At 39.9% G+C, this 12,533-nt stretch carries 12 protein-coding genes; 7 read left to right on the top strand and 5 right to left on the bottom strand.

What is annotated here, in order from left to right:
* Positions 1–361 precede the first annotated feature (361 nt).
* Together ligA and zipA are read right to left on the bottom strand one after the other, a co-directional pair.
* Complete coding sequence (ligA, locus tag C9J42_RS00590) at positions 362–2,374, bottom strand: NAD-dependent DNA ligase LigA (RefSeq protein WP_107290592.1); 2,013 nt, start codon at positions 2,372–2,374, stop codon at positions 362–364.
* 144 nt (positions 2,375–2,518) lie between these two features.
* On the bottom strand, positions 2,519–3,862 hold the full coding sequence (gene zipA, locus C9J42_RS00585) for a cell division protein ZipA (RefSeq protein WP_107301580.1): 1,344 nt from the start codon (positions 3,860–3,862) through the stop codon (positions 2,519–2,521).
* A 355-nt stretch (positions 3,863–4,217) separates the two neighbouring features.
* On the opposite strand from zipA, the gene cysZ reads away from it, so the two are divergent.
* From cysZ to crr, 5 genes are all read left to right on the top strand, one after another.
* Positions 4,218–4,979 carry a sulfate transporter CysZ gene (gene cysZ / locus C9J42_RS00580; RefSeq protein ID WP_107205465.1) on the top strand — a complete coding sequence of 254 codons (762 nt, stop codon included), beginning with the start codon at positions 4,218–4,220 and terminating at the stop codon, positions 4,977–4,979.
* A gap of 270 nt (positions 4,980–5,249) precedes the next feature.
* On the top strand, positions 5,250–6,218 hold the full coding sequence (cysK, locus tag C9J42_RS00575; protein ID WP_107294158.1) for a cysteine synthase A: 969 nt from the start codon (positions 5,250–5,252) through the stop codon (positions 6,216–6,218).
* Positions 6,219–6,526: 308 nt separating this feature from the next.
* Complete coding sequence (locus C9J42_RS00570) at positions 6,527–6,814, top strand: HPr family phosphocarrier protein (protein ID WP_008986407.1); 288 nt, start codon at positions 6,527–6,529, stop codon at positions 6,812–6,814.
* Between the two features lie 54 nt (positions 6,815–6,868).
* Positions 6,869–8,593: a phosphoenolpyruvate-protein phosphotransferase PtsI gene (gene ptsI, locus C9J42_RS00565; RefSeq protein WP_107205463.1), complete on the top strand. Its 1,725-nt coding sequence runs from the start codon at positions 6,869–6,871 to the stop codon at positions 8,591–8,593.
* Between the two features lie 40 nt (positions 8,594–8,633).
* Positions 8,634–9,143 (top strand): PTS glucose transporter subunit IIA, encoded by a 510-nt coding sequence (gene crr, locus C9J42_RS00560; RefSeq protein ID WP_005370195.1) that lies wholly within the window; start codon positions 8,634–8,636, stop codon positions 9,141–9,143.
* Between the two features lie 122 nt (positions 9,144–9,265).
* On the opposite strand, the gene C9J42_RS00555 is transcribed toward crr, so the two are convergent.
* The 3 genes from C9J42_RS00555 to C9J42_RS00545 form a co-directional block, all read right to left on the bottom strand.
* On the bottom strand, positions 9,266–10,162 hold the full coding sequence (locus C9J42_RS00555) for a Dyp-type peroxidase (RefSeq protein WP_107205462.1): 897 nt from the start codon (positions 10,160–10,162) through the stop codon (positions 9,266–9,268).
* 210 nt (positions 10,163–10,372) lie between these two features.
* On the bottom strand, positions 10,373–10,786 hold the full coding sequence (locus C9J42_RS00550) for a hypothetical protein (RefSeq protein ID WP_107205461.1): 414 nt from the start codon (positions 10,784–10,786) through the stop codon (positions 10,373–10,375).
* Positions 10,787–10,805: 19 nt separating this feature from the next.
* Positions 10,806–11,252 (bottom strand): DUF2919 domain-containing protein, encoded by a 447-nt coding sequence (locus C9J42_RS00545; protein WP_107205460.1) that lies wholly within the window; start codon positions 11,250–11,252, stop codon positions 10,806–10,808.
* Positions 11,253–11,677: 425 nt separating this feature from the next.
* On the opposite strand from C9J42_RS00545, the gene C9J42_RS00540 reads away from it, so the two are divergent.
* Both C9J42_RS00540 and C9J42_RS00535 read left to right on the top strand, forming a co-directional pair.
* Positions 11,678–12,025 carry a DUF2956 domain-containing protein gene (locus C9J42_RS00540; protein ID WP_107205459.1) on the top strand — a complete coding sequence of 116 codons (348 nt, stop codon included), beginning with the start codon at positions 11,678–11,680 and terminating at the stop codon, positions 12,023–12,025.
* Between the two features lie 14 nt (positions 12,026–12,039).
* Positions 12,040–12,477 carry a DUF1499 domain-containing protein gene (locus tag C9J42_RS00535; RefSeq protein WP_107205458.1) on the top strand — a complete coding sequence of 146 codons (438 nt, stop codon included), beginning with the start codon at positions 12,040–12,042 and terminating at the stop codon, positions 12,475–12,477.
* Positions 12,478–12,533 lie beyond the last annotated feature (56 nt).

Below are 12,533 nucleotides of genomic sequence, written 5' to 3'. Positions count from 1 at the left end.
CGCAAAACATCAATAAGAACTTACTTTCTTGTGTTAAAAATTTGATTCAGTGCAAAGTTTCCAGCCTATAGTGATCCAGTTCAAATGTTTTCACCAATAAATAAAATCACAATAAAAACAATAACCTACAAACATAACGGCATATATATGTGACCCTGATCGTATTTTCATTTTTATTGACATACCTGATTTTTTTTAAAAACAAATTATTAACACAATGATTTATTGTTGATAATGAAACATCTATTACACGTATTGATCACACAGTTATATACACTGTTTCATTTAATTCATAAAAAAAAGCCGCCCAAAATTGAGCGACTTTTTTTGTAACAAGGTTTATCAACCTTATAAAAAGGTATTAAGCCATCAGATCAACGAGTTTTTGTTCGTCCCAGATCTCAATACCTAGCTCTTGTGCTTTCGTTAATTTAGAGCCAGCCGCTTCACCTGCCACTAATAAATCAGTTTTCTTCGAAACACTGCCTGTGACTTTTGCACCTAATTTTTGTAATGCAGCTTTCGCATCAGAGCGAGTTAATTGAGATAGAGATCCTGTTAGTACAACCACTTTTCCATCAAGCGGTAATTCGACATCCTCATCAATTTTTTCAATTTCAGGCCAATGTATCCCAACTTCTTTTAACTCGTTCACAACGACCATATTGTGCTCTTCACGAAAGAAATTAAAGATATGCGCAGCAACAATACCGCCCACATCCGGCACTTCAATTAACTGCTCTTTCGTTGCTTGGCTAATTGCTTCTAATGTCTCAAAGTAATTCGCTAGGTTTGCAGCCGTTGCTTCACCTACCTCACGAATACCTAGAGAATAAATAAAACGAGGTAATGTTGTCAGTTTTGAAGCATTCAGCGCATCAACCAGTTTTTGAGCTGATTTAGGTCCCATACGCTCAAGTACCGTCACTTCTCCTGCACTGAATTTAAACAAATCAGCAGGTGTGGTTACCATTTCACGATCAACCAGTTGCTCTATCACTTTTTCGCCACAACCATCAACGTCTAATGCTTTACGTGATACGAAGTGTTTTAACGCTTCTTTTCTCTGGGCTTGACAGAAGAGGCCACCGGTACAACGTGCGACGGCTTCGCCCTCAATACGTTCAACCTTTGACTGACAAACAGGGCACTCTGTTGGAAATACAATCGCTTGCGCATTTTCTGGGCGACGAGACTCAACCACTGAAGCGATTTGTGGAATGACATCACCAGCACGACGAATAATAACGGTATCGCCAATCATCACGCCTAAACGCGCCACTTCATCAGCATTATGCAGTGTTGCATTACTGACTGTTACACCGCCCACAAACACAGGTTCAAGCTTAGCAACGGGTGTAATTGCACCTGTACGCCCAACCTGAAACTCGACATTGTTTAGAATTGTCATCTCTTCTTGGGCTGGGAATTTATAAGCAATTGCCCAACGAGGTGCTCGAGCAACAAAGCCAAGCTGTTGTTGTGTATCAACATCATCAACTTTAATCACCACACCATCAATTTCATAGCCTAGTGATTGGCGCTTTTCACCAATACTCTGATGATAAGCAATAACTTCTTCAATACTGTCAACTTTGCGAATTTCTGGGCACATTGGAAGCCCCCATGCTTTTAACTGGCACAGGCGTTCATATTGCGTATTGGCAAGTTCACGTCCATCGACAACACCGACAGCATAGGCATAAAAACTTAACGGCCGCGTCGCGGTAATTTTAGGATCTAGCTGACGTAAGCTACCAGCTGCTGCATTTCGAGGGTTTGCAAATGCCTTATCACCTTTTTTAAGCGCCTTGATATTTAACGCTTCAAAGCCTTTTTTAGGCATAAAGACTTCGCCGCGAACTTCTAATCGCTCAGGCCAGTCGTCGCCTTGAAGCTTTAAGGGAATAGCGCGAATAGTACGCACATTATGAGTGATATTTTCACCTGTTGCGCCATCACCTCGGGTTGCTGCTTGTACTAACACCCCCTTTTCATACATTAGGCTCACAGCAAGACCATCTAATTTAGGCTCACAGCAGTAACTAAGTGTTGCTCCTGAACGCAAACGATCTTGTAAACGTTTTTGAAATGCACGTAAATCATCATCATTAAACGCATTGTCTAACGAAAGCATCGCGATCTCATGTTTAACTTGAGTAAACCCCTCTAACGCAGCACCACCAACACGTTGGCTTGGCGAATCAACCGTTATCCATTCTGGATGCTCAGCTTCGATCTTTAGTAATTGCTGCATCATCCGGTCATATTCAGCATCAGGAATTTCTGGGTTATCTTCAACGTAATAACGATGACCGTGGTAATCGAGTTGCTGTCGTAGCGTTAATAATTGTTGCTGAAGGTCAATACTCATTTTTTCTACCTGACAAATCTTGATAGTTTCTGCCAAAACAACGCCCTATCGATAATAAAACGATTAAGACTATTGCCTAAATTTAAATAAAAAAACAGGCCCCTTAAAGGAGCCTGCTCATTAATGACTTCATCTTTTTAAAGATTAAGCATCATTATATTTCACTGATTTTTCTCGATATTGCGTAATACGATTTGGCGTGATCATTACACGATCTTGATCGAGAACATCTGCATTTAACTCATCAGCAATTTGCTGTGCTGTTTGTAGCATTAAGTTAAAGTTACTGGCTGCCTTACCGTAACAAGGCAACATTAAGAAAAAGCCGATACCTGGTGTTTCAAAATGTTGGTAGTTAGTTTCAGGGAAAGAGCCTGGATTTAGCAAGTTAGTTACTGAGAAAATAACAGGTTCCGTGCCAGCTAAATCAGCATGACGATGGAACACTGAATTCTCACCAAAAATTAAACCATGACGCTCTAAACATGCGAACAGTGACGGCCCACGTAAAATCTTACCATTGCGCGCATGAACACATAGCGATATATAAGTTGGTGGTAATGGCTCTGGCTCTGGCTCTGGCTCTGGCTCTGGCTCTGGCTCTGGCATGAAAGATACACTTGGCTCTTGCTTGGCTTGAATCGAAGGCTCGGCAACTTGCACAACGTTTTCTTCAACGACTGGCGTTGCTACTTCAACTTGTGCAGGCTCTTCAGCAGGAACAAATTGTGCTTGAGGCTCAACAGCAGATTTTTCAATCGGTTGTTCAATAATTTCAGGCTCAACCACAGGAATGTCGACGACCACCTGTTGTGCTTGCTGAAACACTGGCTCGGCCGCTACAGGTTGCTGAACAGTTTCTTGCACTGGAGTATACGTAGGCTGCTGTGGTTGCTGAATGATTTCAGGCTGTACTGGCGCTTGCGTTTCTACAACAGGAGCTGTAGTCGCTGAGTTAATAGTTGCCGCAACCTGAGGCTGTATAACAGGTTCAACAGGAGCGCTATTCGGTTGAGCAGCCGATTGTTGAACATTTACAGGTTGTACAGATTGCACAGATGTTTGTGGTGATACTTGCTGAGGTTGCTCAACTGTCGTAGCTTGTGGTTGAACGGTTGTCACTTTTGTAGGTACATCGTCATTATCTGTTGCTGACATTCTAGGGAGATCATCATCACCGTCATCAACCGTAACATTGCCTAATAATGGATCTTGCTGTGGACGCTCACCAAAACTAAAACCAGGCTCTTTGCGTTTTGTTGGCTTTGTCTTTTCAACCACTTCCTGTGGCTTACTTACAACACGTGCTTCACTGACACTCTCTTCAACGTCACCTTGAAGATCAAATGCCGTTTCATCGATTTTACCTACTGGCTTTTCACCAAACTTGGCCGGTTTTTCTTTTCGACTTGTCCATAGACCATGAAAAAGAAGCGCTGTAATCGCAAGCGCACCAACAATAATAAGAACTAGACGCAATTCCTGCATACGAATACTCTGAAATTAACTCGTTATCCCTAGACGGGGTTAATAATAGTAAAAAATCAACTAGGCAGACAAAATCTCTAGCTAGAATTTCTTGCCGATGACTTACTGTACCAAAACTCAAATGATAATGAGAAGTTGAATATCGCTATTCAGGCAAGATAGTCTTTACAACGTGAGTTTTGTACACTTTATACACCATTTTTCATTATGAATGATGAGATTTAATGGTTTGTCAAAACTGTGACAACCATATTTTCATTTGATTCCATCCTACATAGCCCGTTAACATACTCTATATAATCTCTCTATCATCCCTCATCAAAATAAATGTGAGAGATCCGATTAAGGAAATCGAATGTCGCAACAGCATGCCATAAAATCAACAACCAGCGGTGCTGGATACTTTTTTACAGGGTTACAACTGGTTACCCAACCAGGAACGCGTCGTTTTGTAATCATCCCATTGCTCATCAATATTCTTTTATTAGGTGGCGCATTTGCCACCTTACTTACTCAGTTGAATGGCTGGATTGATGGTTGGTTAAGTTACCTGCCTAGCTGGCTTGAGTGGCTATCTTATGTGTTATGGCCGTTACTTGCTATTGCTGCATTAGTGACGTTTTCTTATTTCTTCAGTACCATTGCCAACTGGATTGCTGCACCATTTAATGGGCTATTAGCTGAATATATAGAAGCTAAACTCACAGGTAATAATCCACCTGATGATAGTTTTAAAGCGTTAATAAAAGATCTACCTCGAACCATGGGCAGAGAGTGGACTAAATTAAAGTATTACTTACCCAAAGCAATTGGCTTATTGATCCTAATGTGGATCCCTGCCATCGGCCAAACGCTTGGTCCTATTTTATGGTTTTTATTTAGCGCTTGGATGATGACGATTCAATATGTTGATTATCCGTTTGATAACCACAAAGTGCCATTTATTGATATGCGAGATGCCCTCAAAGAACATCGTGGCCAAGCGTTAAGTTTTGGTGCCATCGTAATGTTTTTCACTATGACCCCAATTATTAACTTACTTGTCATGCCTGTGGCTGTTTGTGGTGCGACAGCAATGTGGGTTGATCATTACCGCGAGCAATTTAAACGCTATTAAGATCAACGATAAATATCTACCAAAGAGCACTTATTCTAGTGCTCTTTTCTTTTCTATTACCCTTGCTGCAAACACCATTGTTTATCGTTATTTGAGTAAAACATATTTGTAAATTAGTCACTTGACGCTTTTCATCCCACTATATATCTTTAGTTCAATATAATTCACACATTGATAACAATAAGATATAACCATTAATTACTTTTCAAATCACTTATCCAGTATATTCTTAATTTATATTACTTTTAACGTGTCACGAAGGAACGAAGCATGAGCAAGATTTATGAAGATAACTCACTAACTATTGGTAATACTCCGCTAGTGCGCCTTAACCGTGTAAGTAACGGTAAAGTGTTAGCTAAAGTAGAAGCTCGTAACCCAAGCTTTAGTGTTAAATGCCGTATTGGCGCTAACATGATTTGGGATGCTGAGAAAAAAGGTCTTTTAAAAGAAGGCGTTGAACTTGTAGAGCCAACTAGTGGTAATACTGGTGTTGCACTTGCTTTTGTTGCTGCTGCACGTGGTTACAAACTCACATTAACCATGCCTGAGAGCATGAGTCTTGAGCGTCGTAAACTATTAAAAGCGTTAGGTGCAAATCTTGTACTAACTGAAGCGCCTAAAGGCATGAAGGGCGCGATTGATAAAGCTGAAGAAATTGTAAATTCAGATCCAACTAAATACCTACTGCTACAGCAATTTAATAACCCAGCAAACCCAGAGATCCATGAAAAAACCACAGGTCCTGAAATTTGGGATGCAACAGATGGTGAAATCGATGTATTTGTCTCAGGTGTGGGTACAGGCGGTACACTTACAGGTGTTAGCCGTTTTATTAAACAGCAAAAAGGTAAAGCCATTACTACAATTGCAGTTGAGCCACTAGAGTCACCTGTTATAACCCAAACATTAAATGGCGACACTGTTCAACCAGCGCCGCACAAAATCCAAGGTATTGGTGCTGGTTTTATTCCTGGTAACTTAGATTTATCATTAATTGATGAAGTTCAAAAAGTAAGCTCAGATGACGCAATTGAAATGGCGCGTCGCCTAATGGATGAAGAAGGTATTCTTGCTGGTATTTCATCAGGAGCAGCGGTTGTTGCTGCAAATAACATTGCATCTCGCCCAGAATTTGCAGATAAAAATATTGTTGTAATACTGCCTAGTTCAGGTGAGCGTTACCTATCAACAGCACTATTTGCAGGCATTTTCACAGAAAAAGAAACACAACAGTGATCACACTTTATAATTTTTAATAGGTATATCACTATGAAAAAAGCCCCTCTGCGGGCTTTTTTGTTGCATTTTGGACTTAGCTTTAATATAAAACTCGCACGTTTTATTTTTCGCTCCGAAATAAAGGGGTGAAAATGCGCTTTAATTACTAACAAGTAAGTTTCTGATAAAACTTTGACTTGGATTAAAGCTAAGACAATATGATATTAGGTAGTTTATACTGCAGCAGCACAAGCAAATTATCTGTATTATGCTTGTCATAAATAATTTAATTATTAAATAAAATACTATATCTATCGGGGTGAATTATGTATCAGAAGCAAGTTGAAATCACAGCACCAAATGGTTTACACACTCGTCCAGCGGCTCAGTTCGTTAAAGAAGCTAAATCATTCGATGCAGATGTGACTGTAACTGCTAATGGCAAAAGCGCTAGTGCGAAAAGCCTATTCAAGCTTCAAACTCTTGGCCTAATTAAAGGCGCACAAATCACTATCTCTGGTGAAGGTGCTCAAGCTCAAGAAGCTGTTGATGCTCTAATTCAGCTAAAAGAAGATCACGACGGTTCTCCAGTTGCAATGTTCCGCGAAATCTAAGCTACGTTTATATACAAACGAGTTTTCAGTTTTTAGTTAATTTAAGGTAAGGCTATGATTTCAGGTATCTTGGCATCTCCAGGTATTGCTTTTGCTAAAGCACTACTGCTGCAAGAAGAAGAGGTTGTTCTAAATAAAACACCGATCTCTGCAGACCAAATCGATAACGAAATTCAACGTTTCTTCGACGCACGAAAGAAATCGTCTGAGCAGCTAGAAGTAATCAAAGAAAAAGCACGTGTCACCTTTGGTGAAGAGAAAGAAGCGATCTTTGAAGGTCACATCATGTTGCTTGAAGATGAGGAGCTTGAAGAAGAAATCATAGCCCTTATTAAAGATAAAATGTCTGCTGACTTTGCAATCTACTCTGTTATCGAAGAACAAGCACAAACACTTGAATCTTTAGATGATGAGTACTTAAAAGAACGTGCAAGTGATATCCGCGATATCGGTAGCCGTTTTGTTAAGAATGCATTAGGCATTAACGTAATCAACCTAAGTGCTATCAACGAAGAAGTTATCCTTGTTGCTAACGATCTTACACCGTCTGAAACAGCACAGATTAACCTTGATTATGTTCGTGGTTTTATCACTGATATCGGTGGTCGCACCTCACACACTTCAATCATGGCACGCTCGCTTGAGATCCCAGCGATTGTTGGTACAAACGATATCACATCAAAAGTTAAATCTGGCGATATGCTAGTACTTGATGCAATCAATAATCAGGTTGTAATCAATCCAACAGATGATGAATTAAACAAATTTAAAGCTATCAGCGACGCACATAAAGCAGAGCAAGAAGAACTAGCTAAGCTAAAAGATCTTCCAGCAATCACGCTTGATGGTAAGCAAGTAGAAGTTTGCGGTAACGTTGGTACAGTAAAAGACTGTGACGGCGTAAACCGTAATGGTGGTGAAGGTGTAGGTCTATACCGTACTGAATTCTTGTTCATGGATCGCGATTCTCTACCGACAGAAGAAGAGCAATACCAAGCGTACAAAGAAGTTGCAGAAGCAATGCACGGTGAGCCAGTGATTATCCGTACTATGGATATCGGTGGTGATAAAGATCTTCCATACCTAGATCTACCAAAAGAAATGAATCCATTCTTGGGTTGGCGTGCAATCCGTATCAGCCTTGACCGTCGTGAAATTTTACGTGATCAGTTCCGTGCTATTCTTCGTGCATCTGCACACGGTAAAATCCGTATCATGTTCCCGATGATTATTTCGGTTGAAGAAGTACGTACACTTAAAGCTGCAATTGAAGAGTTTAAAGTTGAATTAACAGCTGAAGGTTTAGCTTTTGATACTGACATCGAGATCGGTGTGATGGTTGAAACGCCAGCAGCTGCAGCAATTGCACACCATTTAGCGAAAGAAGTTTCTTTCTTTAGTATTGGTACCAACGACTTAACCCAGTATACTCTAGCAGTTGACCGTGGTAATGAGCTAATCTCTCACCTTTACAACCCACTATCGCCTGCTGTACTTACAGTGATCAAGCAAGTTATTGATGCTTCTCACGTTGAAGGTAAGTGGACAGGTATGTGTGGTGAGCTTGCCGGCGACGAACGTGCTACCCTACTTCTTTTAGGTATGGGTCTTGACGAATTCAGTATGAGTGCGATTTCTATCCCTCGCATCAAGAAAGTTATCCGTAACGCTAACTTTGCTGATGTAAAAGCAATGGCAGAGTATGCATTAACTCTACCAACGGCTGCTGAAATCGAAGAGCACGTAGAAAAATTCATCGCAGAAAAGACCATCTGCTAATATAGCTGCAGATAATATAACAACGCTTAGGAGCATCGATATGGGTCTGTTTGACAAATTGAAGAAACTGGTTTCTGACGACAGCAGTGAAGCTGGTGCAATTGAAATCATCGCACCACTTTCTGGCGAAATCGTTAACATCGAAGATGTGCCAGATGTCGTATTTGCTGAGAAAATTGTTGGTGATGGTATCGCTATCAAACCAGCTGGCAACAAAATGGTTGCACCAGTAAACGGTACTATTGGTAAGATCTTTGAAACGAACCACGCTTTCTCTATTGAGTCTGACGATGGCATCGAACTTTTCGTTCACTTCGGTATTGATACTGTTGAACTTAAAGGCGAAGGTTTTACTCGCATCGCTGAAGAAGGCCAAACTGTTAAAGTTGGCGACACTATCATCGAATTCGATCTTGCACTATTAGAAGAGAAAGCGAAGTCAACTCTGACTCCAGTTGTTATCTCTAACATGGACGAGATCAAAGAGCTAACTAAGCTTTCTGGCGCAGTAAACGTTGGTGAAACACCAGTACTACGCGTTAAGAAATAAGTTAAGTTCTATAACTGATAAAAAAGCGCTACTTCGGTAGCGCTTTTTGTTTATCTGAGCTTTAAAAAAGCATGCTAAAAACAGAGTTCATCGCATGCTTGTATCTATCGATTTTATAGTGATTAAAGGCTCTTTAGCATCGCCATCGATGGTGCAAAGAAGTATGCGCCAGTTACCGGTTTTGAGAAACGTAACATTTGGTCTGTTTTACCATCAGTTTCACCAAACATGCTTTCAAGCTGCGCATCAAAGTGATGCTGACGCTGACAGTAAGCAATGAATAGTAAGCCATGATCTGATGTTACAGAGCCATATGGCAAGCTGTGGCGCAGAATCTTTAAGCCTTTACCATCTTCCTTAATATCAACGCGGCCAACGTGTGACGCAGCTGGCACATCTTCGAGTTCAATAGAATCTGGTTTCGTTCTACCAATCACTTTTTCTTGTGCTTTTACGTTTAGACGATGCCATGCTGGTAGGTTATGAACATAACGCTGTACCATTACATAGCTACCACCCGCAAACTCACCTTCAGCAATAACACCCACATTAGCACGATCTTCTGCTGTTTGTGGATTCTCTGTGCCGTCAATGAAATCTGTCATGTCACGGTGGTCAAGGTATTGGAAACCATAGGTTTCATCTAACACTTCTACGTCTTGAGACAATTTTTCTAAGAAAACGCGAAACGCATAAAAGTTAAGATCATGGCGATTAGAATGGATATGCAGTAAGACATCACCCCCTGTTGCTGGCGCAATAGTCTCACCTTCACCTAACTGACGAAACTCTGTTAATTCAGCTGGGCTTTGTTGACCTAAAGACTCCCAAAATGCCTTACCGAAGGCAACACTTGCATGTAACTTTGCGTCTTGCTGCTCAGTATTGAGATCCGCAAGTAACTGATGAATTGACTGGCATTGAGCAATAACATTTTGCTTATTACCTACAACATTCATCACCACATAAAGGGCAAAGGCGCCACGATCTGGAACGATTGCTGGTTGGGCAATACTCATAGGTGTCTTCTCCTAACAGGATGTTTAGTCAAAAATGAAAAGTAATTATAACGATATAAAGACGTAAATCACTTGATCTTAATACATTAGTAGAAAGTTTTACTCTTATCCCAACGATATAGGACATTTTGATACCGACTTAATACTAAAACGCCTTCTAAAAAGAAGGCGTTATTAAGAAGAAAAAGATCAACTATCGATGTTAATACATTATGCCGTCATTATTTCAATTTGAAGTTTAACGCGCTCTTCTAAGTCGGTATTTTCACTTTCAAATAATACTGGCATATTAAGCCCAGTAGACAAAGTTTTGGCTAAAATAGTACGCCAACCACCATCATCTAATCGCTCTTGGATCTGAAAAGCAATTTTCACTTCATCTGGAGAAACATCAAGTAGTTGAGCACGACCAATCACTTCACGGCACAAGTTATGTTTACTTTGACTTAAGCCATTAAAAAATATCGTTTCTTCACCAGGCACTAATGATAATGAGGTATTCACTGTATGCTTCGAATGACAGTAACTGCTCAATTCAAAGCTAACATCAAGTAACCAATCAGCCATCGCTAACGGGCTCAGTAACGTGCTTAACAGCAATTGTCCTCGACTAAAATCATTCATTACAGCTCCCCTTTACAGGCTAGTCTGCAAATATATCTTTAACTCGAGAGCTTCTTAGAAGGTACAACCCAAGCCATGCTGTTAACAGTAATGTGGTTGCCCGTATCCAGCTAAACTCACCATGACTGATAACCAAATGATATATTTGCATTAAAAAATCAAAACTATATGCAGCAAGTAACACTCTTTTCCCTTGCCGCCACAGAAAATGTATTAATTTATTATTTTTATTTCGTTGACCTGATAACCACATCAATAATATTGCGGGACTACCTATTGCCATACCTATATATAAAACATCTCTTATTGGATAAATAAGCTCAAGTAATTCACCGCCTTGAGTACGGCTAACCCCCGCCATAACAAACACTAACCAAGCTTTGGCGTTAAATAGCAAGACGAACCACAACACGGTATTAATTTTTAATTGTCCATGCTGATCATAAGCATCTATCGGATATAACAAGCCATTTCCCTCAAATAGGTATCCAATGAAATTCAGATCAGAGCTTAATAAACTTCTCTATGGTTCACAAACGACTCTAATCTATTCATTTAGATTTTGAACAACAAGGATAAAGTTTTGTGCTGAACCGCACTTTTCCATTTTTTATATTGCCGTTATCGTCACACTTTTTGATCTAAAAAAAACAAAAACACTGTTTTTTAAACATAGATCACAGACAGTAAAAGGTATATACAAATACCTAAAAAACATAAAGTTACACATTAAAAACACCGTTAACAAACCTTTTACCCATTTCTGAAAATTTCCTACACAATCAGTAAGATAGTCCATTACCTTTTCCGTCTATTTTATTGCTATGACATCAACTCTGTTATTTATGGGATATAATCAACGCTTAAATGTTATTTTCAGGGATCTATACCATGGCGAGTAGAAAACAACCGGCCTCTTCACCAGAAACACAAGCTGAAGCTATACGTATAGCAAAGGCCACACAGAAGGTAGGGCAAACAAAAGAGCAAACTCGACTGATTGCACAAGGCATTCAAAAAGGTATAGAGCAATATAAAAAGCAGCAAAAAGCTAAAGCTCGTGAGCAAGACAAACTGAAAAAAAAGGTTTCACGTAATAAGGCCTCTAATGATGCTAACAACGCCTCAGAAGTCATAACTAATACAACTGTTATCCACCATCAGAGTAAACTCGCTTGGGGGCTTTTAATTGCCTCATGGTTAGGGTTTATCACTTACCTACTTCTTCCGCGATTATAAAAAGGATTTACATCGTGTTACTTCGCTTTACGCTATTGCTGTTACTCTTCCTCACTGGCTGTAGCGATACAAAGACAACCTCATGGACGCGTTCAATAAATCAGCTTTGTGAAAATAAGCCCAATTGTGTCTCAACGATTGAAAAGCGTGAACAGTTTAGCGTTAAGCCTTTTCTTTTAACGGCGAAAGGTGAGCATAGCTGGGAAGAAATAAAACGGGTAGCGCTTCAGTTACCAGGTGCAAAAATAGCAGAGCAATCAGATCACTATCTTCATATTGAAGCCACCAGCAAGATTTTTCGGTTCATTGATGACTTTGAAGTCGAAAAAAAAGCACAGCAGTTACAAGTACGCTCTGCATCACGAGTTGGTTATTCTGATTTTGGTGTGAATAGGAAGCGAGTTGAAACATTCCGTAGCCAATTAATAAAGCACGAACTGATTAAACAATAAAAAAAATTTGATAATAATTCTCATTTGCATGTATATTTGTAATATTATTCGAAACA

It is taken from the genome of Photobacterium sp. GB-56, from assembly GCF_003026105.1.
In the GTDB taxonomy this organism is placed as follows: domain Bacteria; phylum Pseudomonadota; class Gammaproteobacteria; order Enterobacterales; family Vibrionaceae; genus Photobacterium.
This window is presented reverse-complemented; position numbering and strand designations above follow the sequence as displayed.

Excerpts from the sequence above, each read along its gene's own strand:
- ligA (WP_107290592.1), bottom strand. The coding sequence starts at position 2,374 with ATGAGTATTGACCTTCAGCAACAATTATTAACGCTACGACAGCAACTC.
- zipA (WP_107301580.1), bottom strand. The coding sequence starts at position 3,862 with ATGCAGGAATTGCGTCTAGTTCTTATTATTGTTGGTGCGCTTGCGATT.
- cysZ (WP_107205465.1), top strand. The coding sequence starts at position 4,218 with ATGTCGCAACAGCATGCCATAAAATCAACAACCAGCGGTGCTGGATAC.
- cysK (WP_107294158.1), top strand. The coding sequence starts at position 5,250 with ATGAGCAAGATTTATGAAGATAACTCACTAACTATTGGTAATACTCCG.
- C9J42_RS00570 (WP_008986407.1), top strand. The coding sequence starts at position 6,527 with ATGTATCAGAAGCAAGTTGAAATCACAGCACCAAATGGTTTACACACT.
- ptsI (WP_107205463.1), top strand. The coding sequence starts at position 6,869 with ATGATTTCAGGTATCTTGGCATCTCCAGGTATTGCTTTTGCTAAAGCA.
- crr (WP_005370195.1), top strand. The coding sequence starts at position 8,634 with ATGGGTCTGTTTGACAAATTGAAGAAACTGGTTTCTGACGACAGCAGT.
- C9J42_RS00555 (WP_107205462.1), bottom strand. The coding sequence starts at position 10,162 with ATGAGTATTGCCCAACCAGCAATCGTTCCAGATCGTGGCGCCTTTGCC.
- C9J42_RS00550 (WP_107205461.1), bottom strand. The coding sequence starts at position 10,786 with ATGAATGATTTTAGTCGAGGACAATTGCTGTTAAGCACGTTACTGAGC.
- C9J42_RS00540 (WP_107205459.1), top strand. The coding sequence starts at position 11,678 with ATGGCGAGTAGAAAACAACCGGCCTCTTCACCAGAAACACAAGCTGAA.